Origin of the sequence: Streptomyces sp. NBC_01431, assembly GCF_036231355.1 — a bacterium.
Classification (GTDB): Bacteria; Actinomycetota; Actinomycetes; order Streptomycetales; family Streptomycetaceae; genus Streptomyces.
The window spans coordinates 7404024-7423423 of the sequence record NZ_CP109496.1 but is presented as its reverse complement, the minus strand read 5'-3'; the positions used below and the strand labels follow the sequence as shown (position 1 = coordinate 7423423).

Genomic DNA, 19400 nt, shown 5'->3' with positions numbered 1-19400 from the left:
GGTTCTGCCATGGCGCGAGTCCGCGTTGGGGTGGCCGCCGTCGCCGTCCACTTGGAGCACCACCATTCCACCTGGTCAGGGTCGCCCATTGGTCGTTCCGCCAAGGCGATTCAGCTTCCGTGGTCCGGAAAGCGCATTGCCTGTGCAGGAGTTGCCGCATTGGATTGCCAAGGCCTGTACGGACGGTGGGGGTTGCTGCCCCTTGATCGGGGAGCGATACGGGGCGGGAGTGCGGCATGGACTCGGATGTGTGTCGACCGGCCCGACTACCCAGGGAAGCCCGGCTCCTGCTGGCGGCCGCCGTACTGAACCGGCCCTGACCGGCGCGGAAGGAAGCGAATGGCACCCATGCTCGACGGCTGCACCCCTTGGCCCGATGAGTTCGTCAACCGCTACTGGATGGCCGGGCACTGGCGCGGCAATACGCTCGACAACCTGCTGCGCGACTGGGCCCTGCGGTACGGGCCACGGACCGCGCTCGTGCACGGCGACACCCGCGTCACATACGCGGCCCTGAACCGGCGCGTGGACCGCATGGCCGCCGGGTTCCGGCTGCGCGGACTGCGGGCCGGCCAGCGCGTCGTCGTCCAGCTTCCGAACGTTCCCGAGTTCGTCATCACCGTGTTCGCGCTGATGCGCGCCGGCGTGGTCCCCGTCTTCTGCCCGGTCTCGCACCGCGCGCCCGTGGTGTCCCACCTCGTGCGGATCACCCAGGCCGTCGGGTATGTGGGTCCCTCGACGTACCAGGGCTTCGACCACACGGCGATGGCCGCGGAGATCGCGGCCCAAGGGCCCTTTCTGCGGCGGGTGTTCCCCCTGGAGGCGCCGGGCGCCTCGTCCCCGTACGGCGGCTTCACGACCGACCCGTCGGGCTGCCACTACTTCCCGCTGGACTCCCTCGACTCCCCGCCCGACCGAGCGCTCACGCAGAGCGCCGACCAAGTGGCGTTCTTCCTGCTCACCGGCGAGAGGACCGAGACGCCCAGGCTCGTTCCGCGCACCCACAACGACTTCCTCTACCAGGTGCGGGCCGCGGCCGAGCTGGTGTCGCTCACCGAAGACGACGTCTATCTCGCGGCGCTGCCTGCCGAGTTGAACCTCACCTTCGGCTGCCCCGGCATCGTCGGCGCCCTCTCCGTCGGCGGAACCGTCGTCCTGGCGGAGGACTTCGGAGCCGTGGAATGCCTTGCGGCCATCGAGCGGGAGGGGGTCACCATCACGTCGGTGGTTCCCGCCGTCGCGGAGCTCTGGCTCAGTGAACTCCCCAATATTCAGGCCGACTTGAGAAGTCTACGTCTGGTGCAGATCGGTGGCGCTCCCCTGCGGCGGGCGACCGCCGAGCGGGTGGGCCCCGAACTGGGCTGCCGCCTACAGCAGATCTTCGGCATGGCTGAGGGGCTGCTCACTCTCACCCGGCCCGCAGACCCGGCCGAGACCGTCGTCACCACCCAGGGCCGTCCGCTCTCGCCCGACGACGAGATCCGGATTGTCGATGCCGACGGCAAGGCCGTGCCCGACGGGGAACCCGGCGAACTGCTCGCCCGCGGTCCGTACACCCTGCGGGGCTACTACCGGGCGCCCGGCCTCAACGCGCGCGCGTTCACCACCGACGGCTACTTCCGTACCGGCACCCTCGCGCGACGCACTCCGGACGGCAACCTGGTCGTGACCGGTCGCCTCAGGGACGGCCCGCCACAGGCCGACCGCCAGGCTCCAACTGGCTAGTGACATAAGGGAGTTGACCGGGCAACACCGGTGGTCGCCACTTGTCAGCCGTCGCCGACGGACCCGGAAGGATCCGCCGGCCGTCGCACCACGTCGCCGCCATGAATGCGACCCTCCGCTTGCCTCCGGGAGGAGGCGCGGCGTCCGCGCCGGCGGGGCCGCTTCGCCTTCGAGCCCGGGTGCCATCCCAAGCCCGCGCCACACCACGCCGACCGGCAGAAAACCGGGTGCGTGCTGTCGGCGCGGTGGTGTGTCATGGGGTATGGCGATTGTGCTGAACGAGCCGGGAGTCGACGCTCTGAGCGAAGCCGTGAGCGTGCTGCGGGAGTGGCAGTACGAAGGGTCGCCGATGCAACTGCATCCGGGCGACCTGGGCTGGTTCTGGCGATGGGGTGCGCAAGCGACCGCCGTGGCGGTCAGGACATGGAGCCGGAACGGGCGGATTCTCGCCGTCGGGCTGCTGGACGGCCCCCGGGTCTTGCGGCTGACGATCGCGCCGGACGCTCAGCAAGAGGAGCAGCTGGCACAGCAGTTGGTGAAGGACGTGACCGAGCCCGGCCGCGGCGTGCTGCCCGAGGGAAGGGCGAACATCGAGGCCCCGACGGGGGCGCTCGTCCAGCATCTGCTCTTCGAGGACGGCTGGGACACCGACGAGCCGTGGACACCGCTGCGCCACGACCTCACGGAACCGGTGAGGGACCCGGGCGTGCGGATCGAGACGGTCGGTCCTGAGCAGGCTCATGTGTATACCGCCGTCCATCGGGCAGCCTTCGACGGGTCGAGGTTCACGGACGAGCACTGGCACGCGATGGCGGCCGGACTGCCGTACGCGGACGCCCGCTGTCTGGTCGCGTACGACGACCGGGGCAACGCGGTGGCTGCGGTGACGGTGTGGTCGGCCGGTCCGGGCAGGCCAGGTTTGCTCGAACCGATGGGCGTGCACCGCGACCATCGCCGTCAGGGCTACGGCCAGGCGATCACCGTCGCCGCGGCGGCCGCACTCCAGGAACTGGGCTCATCGAGCGCGCTTGTCTGCACCCCGAGCTCCAATGTCGGCGGCGTCGCCACCTATACGTCAGCGGGCTTCCAGCCGCGCGCCGAGGTCCGGGACCGGTACCGGGACGCCCACTGACCGAAAGCGCGTCCGCCGGCCCGGCCGGCGCCACCGCCCCCTGCCCGGCCGGACGCGCCACGAGGTGACAACACCCCGCGGATCACAGCGGTCCACGCGGAACTCTCGTCCGGACTGAGGGCGGGACGGGCTATCGCGGCCGAGTTGTCCTGACTGTCCAGGTTCGTTCACCTGTACAGATGTGCTGTGTCGCAAAAGGATGCGTGAAACTGGATGACTATGCAGTCCTGGGTTGGCCAGGATGAGGTCATCCACAGCACAGGCACCAGTTCTGGCTGCGGGATGCACTCGAACTTTGACGCCGATTGGTGACCCGTGATGAAGCACCGCAGGAACTTCAGAACCCTCCTTCTCGGGCTGGCCGCCCTGGCCGTCCCGCTCGCTCTCCACCTCGGCGTCACCGCGCCCGCCGACGGCGACCGGGCCCTCCACCTCGCGGCGGCCGTGACCGCCGACGGTCCGGCCGCCCCGGTGGCCACCCAGGACGACCTCGGCTGGGGCTGAGCAGCGGTGCGGCGTGTCGGCGGAGTGCTCGTCCACGAACTGGGCATAGCGGAGATCAGGCAGTTGGAGAATCTGATCGAGGACCTGCTCGACAACTGGCTCGACCCGGCCGGCAGCGCGCTGTACGCGCATGCCTGGGAACTGGTCGCCCGAGTCCCCGCCGGGCTTCGCAAGGCGCTGTACGAATTCCGCACCATCGAGCCCGGTGCCGTACAACTGGTGCGCGGGACGCACGTGGACGACGCATCGCTCGGTGCTCTGCCCACCAGCCTGGAGGATTCGGATCCCGGACGTCGCACCCGGCGCGAGGAACTGCTGCTCGCCCTGGTGGCGATGTGTCTGGGCGAGCCCTTCGGCCGCGTCGGGGAGCAGCAGGGCCGGATGGTGCGGAACGTGCTCCCGCCCGCCGCGCCGGACGAGCAACCAAACTGGCGCACGGCCGACGGCCCCGGCCCTCAACGAGCCGACTACTTCGGCCTGTTCGCGCTGCGCTGCTCCGGCGGCGCTCGCGTTCCGCTGGCCGAGGTCAGGGATGTGCGGCTGGCCGAGGAGCACGCGGAAGTCCTGCGGCAGGGGCGGTTCGCGGTGGGTGGGCACACCGGGCCCGTGCTGCGCGGCGCCGCGGACGATCCGTACCTGCTGCTCGACCCGTTCCGTGCCGCAGCCGATGGCGCGGCGGCGGCAGCGGCCCTCACCGCTCTGCGTGAGGGCCTGGAAGCGGCACGCCACGATCTCGTGCTGGAGCCGGGCAGTGTGGTCGTGGTCGACAACTTCCGGGCGGTACACGCCTGCCCCGGCCGGCCGGGGCACTGGCTGAAACAGATCCTCGTCGCCCGTGACCTGCGCACTCCGCGCGGACCACGGGCCGTTCCCGGAAGCCGAGTGCTGGACAGTGATGAACGACCGTAGGCCATCAGTGCGTGTGGGGCTCAACCTCACCCTGCAGTATCCGCCCGGCGAGGACCCGGGCCGGGCGCTTGACGACCATCTGCGTCTGGTCGACGCGGTGCGCGCGGCCGGCTGGGATTCCGTCTTCGTCGCCCAGCACTATCTGAGTGAGGAGATGGCGCACCTCCAGCCACTGCCCCTGCTCGGCCGGCTGTCCGCCGTCGCCGAGGGCATGCGGCTCGGCTCGGGCATCTGCCTGCTCGCGCTCCAGCACCCGGTGGATGCCGCCGAGGCATACGCGACCGCCGACGTGCTCACGGGTGGACGGCTCGTGTTCGGCGCGGGGCTCGGCTACCGCGAGCTGGAATACGACGCGTTCGCCGTGCCGAAGGGCGGTCGGCTCAGCCGGTTCACCGCCAACCTCGACCTGGTCAAGCGGCTGTGGGCGGGTGAGGCGGTCGCCGCCGATCTTCCCTGGTGCCGGCTGGACGGCGCCCGGCTCTCGGTCCTTCCGGTGCAGCGGCCGGGGCCGCCGGTCTGGCTCGCGGCCAATGGTGACAAGGCGGTGGCCCGCGCGGCCCGGATCGGCGACGCGTGGATGATCAATCCGCATGCGTCGATGACCACGGTGGAGCGGCAGTTGGCCCTGTTCCGCACGGCCCGTGCCGAGGCCGGTCTTGCCCCCGCGACCGATGTGCCGCTGATGCGGGAGGTCGTCTGCGCGCCGGACCGGTCGACCGCCGCGGCCCGCGCCCGCCGCCATCTGGCCGCGAAGTACGCCGTCTACAAGGACTGGGGGCAGGACACCGTGCTGCCCGAGGGCGACCGCTTCGACGCCGACCTCGCCGAACTCTCCCGTGACCGGTTCGCGATCGGCGACCCCGCCGACTGCCTGCGCACCCTGCGCGAGTGGACCCGCAGGACCGGCACCACCGAGCTGTTGCTGCGCGTGCACTGGGCGGGAGCACCCATTCAAGAGGCGCTGGAATCAGTGGAACTGCTCAGCACTGAGGTTCTGCCGTACCTGTGACGGCTGCGAAGGAGACACAGAACATGGAACAGGCCCCCACGGCTGAGCCGGCGACCCCACGGGTCCTGGTGATACGCCCGGCGAAGGAACGCGAATCGGCGCTGCGCACCCTCGCCCGCACCGGCGCGGAGATAGTCGTCGCTGACCACCCCGACAACGACCTGGCAGGCTTCGGCGACGTCCAGTTGCCGCTGCCGCGCGTCCCGACCGCGTTCCGTACCGACAGCGTGGCCGACCTCGAACAGCGCATCGCGGACTTCCACGAAGTGCGGCCCTTCACCGCCGTGTTGGCGGACTTCGACTACCTGCTGCCGCTGGTGGGCCGGCTCAACGAGCGGTTCGGGCTGCGCGGCCACACCGAGCGGTCGGGCCTGGCCTGTTCCAACAAGAGCCTTCAGCGCGCGGCCCTCGACCGGGCCGGGGTGCCGCAGCCCCGCTGGGTGGCGTGCCGGGACCTGGCTGCCGCACGCGACTTCGCGAAAAGGACCGATGGGCCCGTCGTGGTCAAGCCCTCGGACCGCGCCGCGAGTTGTGCGGTTTCCGTGGCCCGTTCGCGGGCGGAGCTGGACGCTGCCTTCGGCGCGGCGCTGGACGAGTCGTGGGAGTCGGAGGTCATCGTCGAGGAATACCTCGACGGGCCCGAGTTCAGCGTCGAGGCGGTCGCCGCGAACGGTGTGGTCACCACCGTCGCGATCACCGGCAAAGGCATCGGCGGCCGGACCGGCACGCTCAAGCTGGACGCGGAGATCCCCGCCCGGCTCGCCGCAGCGGACCGGGCGGCCATCGAGGAGGTCGCGGCCGGGGCCGTACTGGCCTGCGGCCTGTTCGACGGTCCCGCGCACACCGAGGTCCGGCTCACCGCCGCGGGGCCGCGCATCGTCGAGGTCAACGGCCGCATCGGCGGGGTCTTCATCAGCCACATGGTGCACGCCGTCACCGGCGTCGACCTGTACCGCGCCTGGTATGACGTGCTGCACGGCGAAGCACCCGAACTCGCGCCCGGGGAGCGGGGGTTCGCGGTCCGCCGGTGCGTGTCGGAGGGCGATGGGCTGGTCGAGTCCGTGGACGTGGGCGAGTTGCCGCCCGAGCTGCGCGAGCGGCACGTCCTCACGCGCTGCTTCGTCCGTCCTGGCGACCGGCTCGCCCCGATCGAGAACGGCAACGAGATGCGGGCGGCGGTCGTGGCGTTCGCCGACAACCGGGCCGACGCCGTAGCCGCGGCCGATGCCCTTGCCGGGAACCTGACCATCCGCACCAGCGGGGAGGCCGGCGCATGAGCAAGGTCCTGATCCTCAACCGGTACCGCCTTCAGTCCGCCGCCTTCCACCGCTGGCTCGACCCCGGACACGAGCTGTTCCTGCTGAACTGCTCGACCCGGGCCGTCGACCGCCACCCGGAGGCCGAGGCGATCCACGGTCGGTACACCGAGATCGCCGAGTTCGACGACTACGTCTCCAACCCGGACGTCCTGGCGACGGCCCGCGAGTGGATCCGCGCGTACGGGATCGACACGGTCATCGCCACCTCCGAGCACGACGTGCTGCGCGCGGCGGCACTGCGCGACGAATTCGGCCTCGCCGGGCAGGGCAGCGAGAGCGCCCAGGCCTACCGGGACAAGCTGCGCATGAAGCTGCTCCTCGAAGCGGCCGGGCTGCCGATCGTTCCGTACGCGGGCCTCCAACTCCCCGGCGATCTTGAGGCGTTCGCCGCCCGGGTCGGCTACCCCGTGCTCGCCAAGCCGCGCACCGGCACCGGCTCGCGCGGCATCGAGCGGATCGCGGACGCCGCACAGGCCGCCGGGTTCGCCGCGCGCCAGGGCGACCAACTGGCCGACTACCTCGCGGAGGCCTTCACACCGCACGAACTCCTGCACTGTGACGGCGTGTTCGTCGATGGCCGGGCGGTGTTCGCCGAGGTCTGGTCGTGGTCGACCACCATGCTGGAGGTCCGGGACGAGCCCGTCCCGACGATGGCGATCACCCTGGACGCGGACGACCCGCGACGCGCGGATGTGGTGCGCCTCGCCGAGGAGACCCTGCGCGCCCTGCCGACACCACGCGCCACCGCCTTCCACATCGAGTTCTTCGACACGGCCGACGGCATCGTCGTCAACGAGGCGGCGAGCCGCGTCGGCGGCGGCCGCATCCAGCCGACCCTGCGCCGACTGCACGGCGTCGACCTGGTCGAACTGGCCGCCCGTCACCAGACCCGCTCCTCCCCCGAGACGCTGGTACCCGAACGGGCCGCACCCACCGCCGGTTTCCTGCTGGCGTACGACGCCGACGGCGCCCGGGGCTTCGCTCCCGCCGGGTGCCCGCTGCCCGGAATCAGCCACTACGAGAGCGCCCTGCCGCCCGCCACGGGCGCGGCCGCCGACGTGGCCTCCTCCGCGTATCTGCTCAGCGGCGTCGCGCTCGGCGACAGCCGCGAGCAGACGAGCGAACGACTTCTGGCCCTGCACCGCTGGTTCCTGGACGGCATCACCACCGCCTGAGCCGGGCCCGCCCCGACCTGACCGTCAACCCTCCGAAGGGACACTTCACCATGCCTGGATACGACCCGAACGCCTATCGCATGGGCATCGAATTCGAGTACCAGCTCGTCGACGCCGACGGGCAGCCGCAGCACTGGAAGGACCTGTCCTTCCCCGTCCTCAAGGACGTCATCGCCAAGTCGAACGCCCCCTCCAACGACTACATGGCGGTCAAGTACCCCGGCTCCAACCAGCGCAGCTTCTACCTGGAGGGCTACGACCTCACCAACGAGCAGGGCGAGATCACCGACCTCCACGTCAAGGGCATCGAGATCAGCACGCCGGTCGCCACGGACGTGTACGAGCAGCAGGAATACCTGGTCCAGCACTACGAGGAGATGCAGACCCTGCTCGCCGAGGTCGGCCTGCGCGGCAGCGCGTACGGCGCCCACCGCTCCACCGAGGAGTACCGGGGCCCCCGCGGCGGCCGGGGCGTGGAGGGCTGGGCCGCGGCGGAGACGGCCATGATGACCTGGGGCATCCACGTCAACGTCAGCTTCCCGGAGGCCGTCGAGGCGGGTCTCGACCGCGACTACCTGCACGCGAAGTTCGACTGGTTCGGTCCGGCGCTGATTCTGCTGAGCGCCAACACCCCGGTGCGCGGCGAAGGCCCCTGGACGGTCGACGGCGTGGTCGGCAAGTCGGAGCGCTCCTACCGCCGCAGCTTCACCCGTCGCCCGCTGTACTTCCGCGACGACCAGTACTTCCGCAAGGAGGTCACCTGCATCGACATCACCAACCGCCTCGACCTCGTGCGCGGCTACACGGCCCTGGTGTCCGGACTCATGCTGGAGAAGGGTGAGTTCGAGCACGTCGCGAGCCCGTTCGCCGACCAGAACATGCGCCAGGCCGCGATCCACGGCTACCAGGCTCCGCTGATCGACCGGCACTTCCAGCCGGTGGACGCGGGCGCGCTGGTCGACGACGCTCTGGACCGGGCCGCCAAGGGCCTCGCCGACCAGGGTCTGGACACCTCGGCGCTCGACGCACTGCGTGACCTCGCCGACCGGCGCCGCTGCCCCGCGGACGACACCCTCGACACGTGGTACGCCAACCCGGACTGGGCCGCGTTCCTGGCACAGCAGGCGGACCTGACGGGTCACTGACCGGCGGACAGAGACGACCGGTGGCCCGCCCCGCCGCGGGCCGCCGGTCCCCCACCGCACCACCCATCACTCCACCGTAAGGACGAATACCGCACCATGTGCCGCATCTTCGGCCTGCTCGACCCCCGCCTCAGCCACGACGAGCTGCACGGTCTGGGCGAGGAGATGGCTCATCTCCTGCACCACGGCGGCCCCGACGGGCACGCCCACCGGGTCTTCGACGGGGTCCTGGCCGGCGGCACCCGGCTGGCGATCTCCGACCCGAACTCTGGCTGGCAGCCCTTCACCGCGGACGGTGTGACCGTCTTCTACAACGGCGAGATCTACAACGCCCCGGAACTGCGCCGTCAACTCACCGCCGAGGGCGTCCAGTTCCGTACCGACTGCGACGGCGAGGTCCTCGCCCCGCTGTTCGCCCGGCACGGGGCGGCGGCGGCCCGTCTCCTCGACGGCATGTTCGCGATCGTCGCCTACGACCATGCGAGCCGCCGCCTCACCCTGGTCCGCGACCAGGCGGGCATCAAGCCGCTGTACGTCTTCGCCGAGGCCGGCCGGTTCGGCTTCGCCTCCGAGATCCCGGCGCTCCTGCGGCTGCGCGGCGGCGGGGTCCGGCTCGACGCCGACAGCCTCGACCGCTACCTGCGGTTCAAGGCGGTCTACGGGGCGGTGCCCGAGCCCGGCGCGCTCGGCGACCCCACCCTGATCGAGGGCGTGCGCTCGCTGCCGCCCGGCCACGCCCTGGAGGTCGCACCGGGCAGCGCCCCGGTCGTCGGCCGGGTCGCGGAGGTCGGCGCGTCCCAACACGCCGATCCCATAGGGGAGTTGAGCGCCACACTGCCCGAACTGGTGGCGGGCATGCTGCCTTCCGACGTGCCGTACTGCGCGGTGCTCTCCGGCGGCCTCGACTCCTCGATCGTCACCACGCTGGCCGCCCGCGCGGCCGGTCCATTGCAGACCTTCACCGTCGTGCCGCGCACACCCTCCGCCTTCGACGAACTGCCGTTCGCCGAGCTCGTGGCCCGCTCCACCGGCTCGCGCCTGGAACAGGTCCGCGTCGGCGGCGCCGACCTGCCCGAGCTCCTGCCGGCCGTGGTGCGCAGCCTCGGGCAGCCCAACTCGGACCCGATCATCGTCAGCACGTACCGGCTCTTCCAGGCGGTACGCGAGGCCGGCTACCCGGTGGCCCTCACCGGGGACGCCAGCGACGAACTCTTCGGCGGATACGACCGGTTCAAGGCGCTCGCCCACAGCGGCGACAGCCACGCCTACCGCAGGGCACTGTCCGGCCTGCCCGCCGAGTGGCACGAGGCGCTGTACACCGCACAGGCAAGGGACCACCTGCACTCGGTCCGGCGGGGCGACGACGGGCCGTGGGGCGCACCGCTGCCGCCCGGGGTCTCTCCTGCCGAGGCGGCGACCGAGTTCGAGCTGCGCCACCGGCTGCCGGTCTACCACTTGCAGCGGGTGGACCACCTCAGCGCGGCGCACTCGGTGGAGGCCCGGGTGCCGTTCTGCCGGAACGGTGTGACGGCCCTCGGCCGTGGGCTGCGGCTCGACCAGAAGATCGGCCCCGACGGCACGGTGAAGGCCACCCTGGCCGCGGCGGCCGCCCGCGACGGCTGGGCCCCGGACGCGGTCATCAACCGGCCCAAGCAGCCCTTCACCTTCCGGCTCAGCGACCACCTGCTCGACGACGGCGCGGTGGCGCTCGACTGGGCCCGCCAGGTCCTCACCGATCCGGCCGCGCAACGCGGGATCTTCGAGACCGCCCAGGTCGAGAAGGTACTCGCCCAGTTCGAGGAGCGGCGCACCGAGCCACTGGCCCACACCGTGTGGGCGCTGCTGGTCCTGGAGTTGTGGCTCAACCAGACGATGGAGGGCACCCGATGACCGCGACCGCGATCGAACCGCCGGCCGGGGCTGACGCCACGACCGGTCTCGACGTCACGGCACAGCGCGCGGCCTTGGTCGAGCGCGTGCGGGCCGTGGGAGTGGACATCGGCTTGTGGAGTGTGGGCGGAGCCGCAGCGCCCACTCTGGTGGTCGCCAGCTCGCGCCGCTTGGCGGATCCACTGCCCGTTCTGGAGACCGCCGTGGCCACCTTGGGACGGCCGGTCGCCAAGGTGGCACTTGCCCACCCGGCCGCCGATGCCCCGGACGTGGCCGCCGAATACGTCTTCGCCCAAGTCGTGGAACGCGACGGCAGCCAGGTCCTCGATCTGACCCCGGAGTGTGGGCATTCCATGCTCGCCACCGCCACCCACCTGCACGCGAGCGGGCGGGGTTCGGGGGACGGCGGACCGCTGAGGCTGCTCACCCACCGCTCCGGGGTACGCCGGATCATCAGCTGCGACATCCACACCCTCGATGTGGCCGTAGGCGAGCACGCAGCCGGGCTCGGATTCCCGCTCGACGATCCGGAGGCCGCCTTCCCGCTGGGTCGCGAGCCCATCGTCCTGGACAGTGCCGGGACCAAGGTGACGGTCACCGTCGTCGACAGCGGCAACCCGTATGCCTTCGTGGACGCCGCCGCCCTGGGCATCGGCGACGGCGCCGGCGTGCTTGCGGCCGGCGACGATGTCAGGGCCGTACTGCGGGACGTGCGTGCCCAGTTGGCGCCCCGGCTCGGCATGGGCGACTCCGAAGTGCTGCCCAAGCCGGCCCTGCTGCTGCGCACCGACGGCGGCCTGCTGCACGCGCGGGCCCTGTCCACCGACGACTGGCATCCGGGGCTCGCCCTCACCGGACTGGTCGCCGTCGCCACCCTGGTGGCCGGGGACATTCCGGGCGACGCCGACCTCGCCGTACGGCACTCGGGCGGAACCTCCACGGTCGGTCTGCGCGCCCAGGCCGACGGCAGCCGCCACCTCACCGTCAGCGACCGGCGGGTGACCAGGCTCGCCCAGCTGCCCCTGGAGGTCGAGCATGCGCTTCGCACCGGATGACCGGACCCAGCGACGGCTGGCGCTCGGGAATCTGGTGAGCATGACGGGCACGGGGGCCACGATGTCCGCCCTCGTGGTCTTCCTCTCCGCGGCCAAGCACCTGCCGCTCGGCCAAGCCGCCTCGTTGCTCGCCACGAGCGGGCTTGTCGGTGTCCTGGGCGCGGTGCCGGTGGGCCAGCTCAGCGACCGGTACGGGGCACGGTCGTTGGCCGTGGTCACGGAACTGGTCTGCGCCCTTGCCACCGTGCTGCTCCTGGCGACCGCCTCCGCCTGGCTGCTGGCGCTTTGTCTGGCCGTACGGCAGCTGGCGACCAGCGGCAACACCGCGGCCCGTGCCACGCTGATGGGCAAGCTGGTGCCGCCCGAGGGCCGCGTGGCCCTGCGTGCCTACCAGCGGTCCGTCTCCAACATCGGCTTCTCCGTCGGGGCCCTGCTCGCCGCGCTCGCCATGTCCACCGGCACGACCGCGGCGCTGTACGCGCTCCTGGCGCTGGACGCCGCCACGTTCTGCGTCAGCGCCCTCACCACCTCCCGGCTGCCGGCGGCCGGGCGCGGCGCCAAGGGCAGGGGGCTGGGGCGGGACGCCATGGGCGACCGCGGCTATCTGACGGTGAGCCTGCTCAACGCCGTGCACGCGCTGAACCGTGCCGTCGTGTCCATCGGCGTGCCGCTGTGGATCGTGTACGGATCGGACCTGCCGCCCTGGACCACCTCGGCGGCGATGATCCTCAACACCGTGGTGGTCATCGCTCTGCAGGCCCGGCTGAGCCGCCCGGCGAAGGACGTCGCCGGGGCGCGCCGCGCACTCCTGGCGGCCGGGGCTCTGACGGCCGTGGGCTGCGCGGCGCTGGCGACCGCCGAACGGGCCGTGTGGCCCCTGTTCGTGACGGCGTGCCTGGCTTTGGCCCTGGGCGAGATTCTGGGTGCCGCCGCGGGCTGGACCCTGTCCTACGACTTGGCCCCCGATCAGCTCCTGGGCCAGTACCAGGGAATGTGGCAGCTCATCGCGGACGGCTCGGCGAAGGCGGCCGGCCCGGCGGTCATCGGCTGGACGGTCGCCGCGGGCCCGGCGGGCTGGGCGCTGCTCGCAGGCTGCTTCGCGGGCGTGGCGGCGGCGAGCCCGCCGGTGGTGACATGGGCTTCCGCTCGCACGCGCCGCCCCGCGCGAACGGGCTGAGCACCCCGCGCCGTCCGCACGTCGAGAAGTCCGGTGGCGCTTCCCCGCGGCGCCACCACCCCTTGACGGCCGGGCGACTCGCGACAGGGCCCGCCGCCCCCGTCGATGCGGCATCCGAGCCAGCGTCGGCCGGGGCGGATTCCCGTCGGCGCTTCACAGCAGTCCGGCACGGGCCGCCTGGATCCCGGCCTGGAAGCGGGTGCGGGCCCCGAGCACGTCCATCACCTCGTGCACCCAGCGCTGCACGGTGCGGGAAGAGACGCCGAGGTGGCGGGCGATGCTGTCGTCGGTGAGCCCCGCCGAGAGCAGGGTCAGCAGCTCCCGCTGGTGGTCCGCGGCCGCGCGCCGCGGGTCGTCGGTGTCGGGGATGCGCAACGCCCGGTGCCAGTACACCTCGAACATCGCCGTCAGCGCGTCGAGCAGCGATGAGGGACGTACGAAGAGCGCCGCCCGCAGCTCCGCGCCGTTCGACACGGGGAGCATCGCCCACCGGTCGTCCACCACGGCCAGTTTGCAGGGGAGTTCGGGCAGCATGCGGGCCTCTTCGCCGGCCTCGATGAACTCCCGGAGTTCGGCCAGCCGGCCCGGGGCGCGCACCCCACTCGCCTCGTAGACGACCCGCATCCGAACTCCCCGGGCCAGCAGGGGCAGTTCCGCCCCCGGGTCGGCGCGCATGATGTGCGGTGCCTTGTCGAAGAGGAGGACACCGTGACGGGCTCCCTCCTGCATGCTCCGCCAGCGGTCCGCGATGGCCGCGCGTCCGGTCACCATCTCCACGAGTCCCGCGGCGGACGGTTGCTGGGCCCGGCGGTAGGTCCGCATCAGCTCACCGATGCGGCCCCTGGTCCGGCAGAGCTCCTCCTCGCGGCGCAGCAGAAGTGCCTCAACGGCCACGTCCGGTGCCGCCGCCGACCAGGTCGGCGGCACCCCCTGGCGACGGACCAACCCCCGCCCGGCGAGCAACCGCAGGGCCTCTGCCGCCGATTCGTCGCCCAGGGTCAGTTCGGCGGCGATCCGCTCCGTGGTGCGGCCGGGCCTGGCCAGGACGCGGAGGTAGACGCGCTCCTCCGGTTCCGGTACGCCAAGAGCCACGAGCAGGCCTTCCGGCACCGGGGCCGGTGAAGTCCCCGCGTTCGAGGGCGAGTTGGGGCGCATCCTTGACCGCCTAATCCTCCGTCGCGCCGGGGCGCGGGCTCTTACAGTCCGCGGGCCCCCTCTGTCCATCCCCAACCCGGCGTCATGTCATGTTCTCGCCATGGCATGTTCCGGATTCCGCCCGTCCCTTGAGAGTTCAAGCCGGCCGCCTCCACCATGAGCCCGGCTCGATCGACATCGGCCCACCCGCAGCCTCCCCCACTCCCTCACCCCGAGGAGACCGGCCCATGGGTACCCGCATACATCCCACCCGAAGATTCCGCAGAACGAAGGGGATCAGATCCGCCGCAGTAGGCCTGTTGTTGGCCGCGGCCGCGGTCACCCCGCTCGGCGTCGGTACGTCCGCCGCGAGCGCCGCCGGCTTCGGCCCGGACCACACACGGATCAAGGACAGCGTCTGGGGCGGATACGTCGCTCAGGGCTCGTTCACCCGCATCACCGGATCCTGGGTGGAGCCGCACGCCACCTGCAACTCCACCAGCGATCTCTTCGCACCCTGGGTCGGCATCGACGGCTACGGCTCACAAACGGTGGAGCAGACCGGAGTGCAGACGGACTGCTCCAGCGGAAGCCCGCAGCTCTCGGCCTGGTACGAGATGTACCCGGCCGAGCCCGTCTACTGGAACGACCCCGTCGCCGAGGGCGACAGCATGACCGCCACCGTCGTCTCCGAGGGCGGCGGCAGCTACGCCCTGACCCTCACGGACAACACCCAGGGCTGGACCGAGCACACCACCCAGTACCTCGATGCCCAGAACGTCAGCGCCGAGGCGATCATCGAATCCCCGACGCAGAGCTATCCGTCCTTCGACCGGCTCGACTTCTCCGGCATCACCGTCGACGGCCAGGTCTTCGACAGCTACAACCCCCAGGGCCTGACCAGTGGCGGATACAGCCCCGGGCCGCTCCAGAACGGCGCCTTCTCCATGAGTCCGGGCGGCAACTCCCCGCACAGCACGCACCCCGCGACCCGTCCGGGCACGATCCGCTATTAGGTCATAAGGCGGTTCGCCCGGGACTCCTGGGCGAACCGCCCGAGCGCGGACGTTCGGTGGTTTGCCGTCTCATCGCGCCCAGAAGGGCGGGGGCGGGCAGGTGGTGGCACAGGCGTAACCTCCGGGCAGTCGGAGCCCGGCGTCGTCCTCGTAGTTGCCGCCGCCCGCGAAGTACACCTCCGGCACCCAACCCCACCAGCCGTTGTCGGCCCTGGTGCTGGCCCACCAGTTGTTGGCCACCGAACCCAGACGGAAATCCCCGCCGTGCATTTCCGTGACGAACCAGTTCGCCGCCCCGCCCTGTTCGAGGTATCCCATGACGGGCGCACCGGCCGAGCGGCCGGCGAAGACGGGCACATGCCGTTGGGTGAGGTTGCAGAGCCTGACCTCCACCCCGCGCCAGAGCAGCCCTGTGCTCGGATCGGTCAAGTCCCTTCTGGTGGGACTGTGGCACGGAATGGTGTCGATGGCGTAGGCGTGAGGGGCGCCCCCGGCAAGGCCGACGGCCAGGGCCAATGCGGCGGTGAGTCGGTTGATCTTCCGGAGCGGCACGTGGGGATCTCCTGTGCGAAGGGGAGCGGCGCCACACATTCTGCCAGGCCCGATTACGGTCTGAAGTCATGTGATTGCGTGGCGCGACGGTCGGCCAGTGTGACGCGACACCGCTGACGCCCGGCGAACCGCCAACCCTGGAGGGCGAGTCGCCATAACGCTCCGCATTCGGCACACGTGGCCACGCCCTGTTTCCACATCCGGCTTTGCGGAACGGGAATTTACTTGGCACCCTCAATGGTTGCCATATGCATCGACCCTTTGAACTCGACACGACCGCCCAGGGCGGTCAGGTCCGTATTGATCAGCGAGGCACCGTGATCCACCCCACCACCGAGCAGCCCGCCGACATCGTGGCCCGACTGCGCGCCACCTTCCGCTCGGGTCGCACCAAGCCCGTCGAGTGGCGCACCACCCAGTTGCGCCGACTGCGCGAGATGCTCACCACGCACGGCGACGACATCGCACAAGCCCTCTACGCCGACCTGGGCAAGAGCTCCACCGAGGCCTTCCGCACCGAGATCGATTTCACCGTCCGCGAGATCGACCACACCCTGGACCACCTCTCCGAGTGGCTGCGGCCCGAGTCCGCACCGGTCCCCGCGCACCTCGGTGACGACGCGACGGCCTGGACGCAGTACGACCCACTGGGTGTCGTCCTGGTCATAGCCCCCTGGAACTACCCGGTCCAGCTCCTGCTGACGCCGCTACTCGGCGCGCTGGCCTCCGGCAACGCCGTCGTGGTGAAGCCCAGCGAGCTCGCCCCCGCCGCCTCCTCCGCCATGGCCCGGCTCCTGCCGCAGTACCTAGACACCGACGCGGTCGCCTTGGTCGAAGGCGCGGTACCGGAAACCACCGCGCTGCTCGCCGAGCACTTCGACCACATCTTCTACACCGGCAACGGCGTCGTCGGGCGCATCGTGATGCGGGCCGCGGCCGAGCACCTCACTCCGGTCACGCTCGAACTGGGCGGCAAGTCACCGGTGTTCGTCGACCGGGACACCGACCTGTCCGCGGTCGCCGCACGGCTCGCCCGCGGGAAGTTCCTCAACGCCGGCCAGACGTGCGTCGCGCCCGACTACGTTCTCACCGATCCAACGACCGCCCGCGCCCTGGAGTCCGAGCTCGCCCGCGCCGTCGAGGACCTCTTCGGCACCGAGCCGCAGCACTCCCCCGAGTACGGGCGGATCGTCAACGAGCGGCACTTCGACCGACTCAGCGCACTGCTCGCTTCCGGCAGGACCGTGACCGGCGGCGCCGGTGACCGCGCCGAGAAGTACCTCGCGCCGACCGTCCTGGCCGACGTCGCCCCCGGGTCACCGGTCATGCAGGAGGAGATCTTCGGCCCGATCCTGCCCATCGTCACGGTGCCCGGCCTGGACGACGCCATCGACTTCATCAACGACCGCGACAAGCCCCTGGCCCTGTACGTCTTCACCGACTCGGCCACCACGCGTGAGCGTCTGGCCGCCGAGACGTCGTCCGGGGGCCTCGGCTTGGGCCTCCCGCTGGCTCATCTGACCGTCTCCGACCTGCCGTTCGGCGGGGTGGGCGAGAGCGGGATGGGCAGCTACCACGGCCGCTACTCGATCGAGACGTTCAGCCACCGCAAGGCCGTACTGTCGAAGCCGCTCGCCTGAGCCGCACCAAGCCCGGCCCCGGCAGGACCCGACCTGCCGGGGCTCCGGCGGCAGGTAGCTCCTGACGGTGCGCCAGGAGACATGAACATCCTGACCATGCGTCAGGAATCCTGAACTGGTGTGTGTCTCACCGGGACGGGCCGTGTGGCCATCAGCTGAAGGTGCGCCGGTAGGCGTGGGGGCTGACTCCGGTGGTGCGTTTGAAGCGGTCGCGGAAGGCGGTGGGTGAGCCGAAGCCGACCTGGGTGCCGATTCGTTCGACGGAGTGGTGCGTGGTTTCCAGGAGGTGCTGTGCCTGACGGACGCGGGCGCGGTGCAGCCACTGGAGCGGGGTGGTGCCGGTCTGTTCGCGGAAGCGGCGTATCAGGGTCCGGGTGCTGGTCCCGGCCTGAGCGGCGATGTCGGCGAGCGTGAGGTCACAACCCAGGTTGTTCTGGAGCCAGTTGAGCAGGGGCTCAAGGGCTGACCCCTGAGGGGTGGGCGCGTAGTCGTGGACGATGAACTGCGCTTGACCGCCCTCGCGTTCCAGGGGCATGACGGACAGTCGTGCGGCATCGGCCGCGACCGCCGATCCGTAGTCGCGGCGGATCATGTGCAGGCACAGGTCCAGCCCCGCGGCAGCGCCGGCGGAGGTGAGGATCTGCCCGTTGTCGACGTACAGCACGTCCGGATCGACCTCGATGTCCGGGTGGGTGGCGGCCAGGAGGTCGGCCGCGATCCAGTGGGTGGTGGCCCGCAGGCCGTCCAGGAGCCCGGTGGCGGCCAGCGCGAAGGTGCCCACGCAGATGGAGGCGATGCGCGTGCCGTCCGCGGCCGCCGTGCGCAGCGCGTCGCGAACGGCGGGGGCGAGCGGGGCCGCGGGGACATTGGTGCCGGGCACGATGATCGTGTCCGCGCCCTTCAGGCCCTCCAGGCCCCAGGGCGCGCGCAGGGTGAAGGCTCCCGCGTCGATCTCCGGCTTCTCCGCGCACACGCGAATCTGGTAGCCGGGGCGCCCGTCCGGGAGCCGGGTGCGGGCGAAGACCTCGATCGGAGTGGACAGGTCGAACGGGATCACCCGGTCCAGTGCCAGGACGGCGACAGTGTGCATGGCCAGAAGATACCTTCCCACCGGCCGCGCAGACGCCCTACAGAGGCCCGAAGTCCCTTGATTGGCCAGCTCACGGGCCTTCTCATTGGTTTGGCATTATCCCGTTGATCAGCGTCACAAATGCCACTGGGACAGGAAGTGGCAGCCGGTTAGCGTCGGGGAAGAGCCCGGCGCGGGCCGGACCTGTCGCACTCGGAGGAACCCTTCATGCACGCCCAGATCGTCCTGTTCGACGGCTTCGATCCGCTCGACGCCATCGCCCCCTACGAGGTGCTGTACGCCGGGGGCACCGCCTCCGGCGGCGCGGTGAGCGTGGAGATGGTTTCCGCCGAAGGACCACGCGAGGTGGTCAGCGGTAGCGGGGGCCTGGCGCTGCGCGCCACGGCCGCTCTCGACCCCGGGCGTGCGGGCCTGATCCTGGTTCCCGGCGCCTCGGGCCGGGTCGGAAAACCCGGTGAGGCCCCTGCCGATGCCGCGGGCGCCGGGGAGGGGCAACAGGACGAACTCATCACCGTGTTGCTGGGCCGAACCCTGACCACCGAGTTGCCCGCTCTCCTGAAGGCGGCGATGGACAACCCGGAGGTGACGGTCGGGGCGGTGTGCGGCGGCTCGCTCGTACTGGCCATGGCCGGACTGCTTGAAGGCCGTCACGCCACCACCCACCACCTGGGCCTGGACACGCTCGATGCCACCGGTGCCCACGCGGTGAGCGCCCGCGTCGTCGATGACGGCGACCTCGTCACCGGCGCCGGCGTCACATCCGGACTCGATCTGGGCCTGTACCTGCTGGAGCGCGAGGTGGGACCCCGGATCGCCCATGCCGTCGAGGAATTGTTCGCCCATGAGCGCCGCGGCACCGTCTGGCGTGCTCAGGGCCCGGCGCCCGTCGGCCTCTGACCACGCGCCGCGCCCCCCGTACCCCTGCTCG

At 71.2% G+C, this 19400-nt stretch carries 17 protein-coding genes; 14 read left to right on the top strand and 3 right to left on the bottom strand.

Annotated elements, in window-relative coordinates:
• The first annotated feature begins 339 nt into the window (after positions 1 to 339).
• The 11 genes from OG522_RS33905 (at position 340) to OG522_RS33855 (ending at position 13040) form a co-directional block, all read left to right on the top strand.
• Positions 340 to 1725, top strand: a complete 1386-nt coding sequence (locus OG522_RS33905) for a (2,3-dihydroxybenzoyl)adenylate synthase (RefSeq protein WP_329466871.1) — start codon at positions 340 to 342, stop codon at positions 1723 to 1725.
• A gap of 262 nt (positions 1726 to 1987) precedes the next feature.
• Positions 1988 to 2857, top strand: a complete 870-nt coding sequence (locus OG522_RS33900; RefSeq protein WP_329466870.1) for a GNAT family N-acetyltransferase — start codon at positions 1988 to 1990, stop codon at positions 2855 to 2857.
• A gap of 318 nt (positions 2858 to 3175) precedes the next feature.
• Entirely contained in the window at positions 3176 to 3361 is a 186-nt protein-coding gene (locus OG522_RS33895) for a hypothetical protein (protein WP_329466869.1), read from the top strand.
• 6 nt (positions 3362 to 3367) lie between these two features.
• On the top strand, positions 3368 to 4270 hold the full coding sequence (locus OG522_RS33890; RefSeq protein WP_329466868.1) for a hypothetical protein: 903 nt from the start codon (positions 3368 to 3370) through the stop codon (positions 4268 to 4270).
• A 13-nt stretch (positions 4271 to 4283) separates the two neighbouring features.
• Positions 4284 to 5279 (top strand): LLM class flavin-dependent oxidoreductase, encoded by a 996-nt coding sequence (locus tag OG522_RS33885; RefSeq protein WP_329466867.1) that lies wholly within the window; start codon positions 4284 to 4286, stop codon positions 5277 to 5279.
• Positions 5280 to 5302: 23 nt separating this feature from the next.
• Complete coding sequence (locus OG522_RS33880; RefSeq protein WP_329466866.1) at positions 5303 to 6556, top strand: ATP-grasp domain-containing protein; 1254 nt, start codon at positions 5303 to 5305, stop codon at positions 6554 to 6556.
• Complete coding sequence (locus OG522_RS33875; protein ID WP_329466865.1) at positions 6553 to 7773, top strand: ATP-grasp domain-containing protein; 1221 nt, start codon at positions 6553 to 6555, stop codon at positions 7771 to 7773. Before OG522_RS33880 ends, OG522_RS33875 begins: the two co-directional genes overlap by 4 nt.
• Before the next feature lie 50 nt (positions 7774 to 7823).
• On the top strand, positions 7824 to 8918 hold the full coding sequence (locus OG522_RS33870; RefSeq protein ID WP_329466864.1) for a glutamate-cysteine ligase family protein: 1095 nt from the start codon (positions 7824 to 7826) through the stop codon (positions 8916 to 8918).
• 96 nt (positions 8919 to 9014) lie between these two features.
• Entirely contained in the window at positions 9015 to 10808 is a 1794-nt protein-coding gene (gene asnB / locus OG522_RS33865) for an asparagine synthase (glutamine-hydrolyzing) (RefSeq protein ID WP_329466863.1), read from the top strand.
• The gene (locus OG522_RS33860) at positions 10805 to 11863 is read left to right on the top strand and encodes a PrpF domain-containing protein (protein WP_329466862.1); all 1059 of its coding nucleotides are present in this window, start codon (positions 10805 to 10807) and stop codon (positions 11861 to 11863) included. Before asnB ends, OG522_RS33860 begins: the two co-directional genes overlap by 4 nt.
• Entirely contained in the window at positions 11844 to 13040 is a 1197-nt protein-coding gene (locus tag OG522_RS33855; RefSeq protein ID WP_329466861.1) for an MFS transporter, read from the top strand. Before OG522_RS33860 ends, OG522_RS33855 begins: the two co-directional genes overlap by 20 nt.
• A 153-nt stretch (positions 13041 to 13193) precedes the next feature.
• Here OG522_RS33855 and OG522_RS33850 read toward each other — a convergent pair whose 3' ends face one another.
• On the bottom strand, positions 13194 to 14195 hold the full coding sequence (locus OG522_RS33850; RefSeq protein ID WP_329466860.1) for a helix-turn-helix domain-containing protein: 1002 nt from the start codon (positions 14193 to 14195) through the stop codon (positions 13194 to 13196).
• A 227-nt stretch (positions 14196 to 14422) separates the two neighbouring features.
• Here OG522_RS33850 and OG522_RS33845 point away from each other — a divergent pair, with 227 nt between their 5' ends.
• Positions 14423 to 15190, top strand: coding sequence for a G1 family glutamic endopeptidase (locus OG522_RS33845; RefSeq protein WP_329466859.1), 768 nt, complete (start codon positions 14423 to 14425; stop codon positions 15188 to 15190).
• A 69-nt stretch (positions 15191 to 15259) separates the two neighbouring features.
• Here OG522_RS33845 and OG522_RS33840 read toward each other — a convergent pair whose 3' ends face one another.
• Positions 15260 to 15742: a hypothetical protein gene (locus tag OG522_RS33840; protein ID WP_329466858.1), complete on the bottom strand. Its 483-nt coding sequence runs from the start codon at positions 15740 to 15742 to the stop codon at positions 15260 to 15262.
• A gap of 317 nt (positions 15743 to 16059) precedes the next feature.
• Here OG522_RS33840 and OG522_RS33835 point away from each other — a divergent pair, with 317 nt between their 5' ends.
• Positions 16060 to 17382 (top strand): aldehyde dehydrogenase family protein, encoded by a 1323-nt coding sequence (locus OG522_RS33835; RefSeq protein ID WP_329467840.1) that lies wholly within the window; start codon positions 16060 to 16062, stop codon positions 17380 to 17382.
• 151 nt (positions 17383 to 17533) lie between these two features.
• On the opposite strand, the gene OG522_RS33830 is transcribed toward OG522_RS33835, so the two are convergent.
• The gene (locus OG522_RS33830) at positions 17534 to 18472 is read right to left on the bottom strand and encodes a GlxA family transcriptional regulator (protein WP_329466857.1); all 939 of its coding nucleotides are present in this window, start codon (positions 18470 to 18472) and stop codon (positions 17534 to 17536) included.
• 207 nt (positions 18473 to 18679) lie between these two features.
• Between OG522_RS33830 and OG522_RS33825 the strand changes: the two genes are divergently transcribed.
• Positions 18680 to 19369: a DJ-1/PfpI family protein gene (locus tag OG522_RS33825; protein ID WP_329466856.1), complete on the top strand. Its 690-nt coding sequence runs from the start codon at positions 18680 to 18682 to the stop codon at positions 19367 to 19369.
• Positions 19370 to 19400 lie beyond the last annotated feature (31 nt).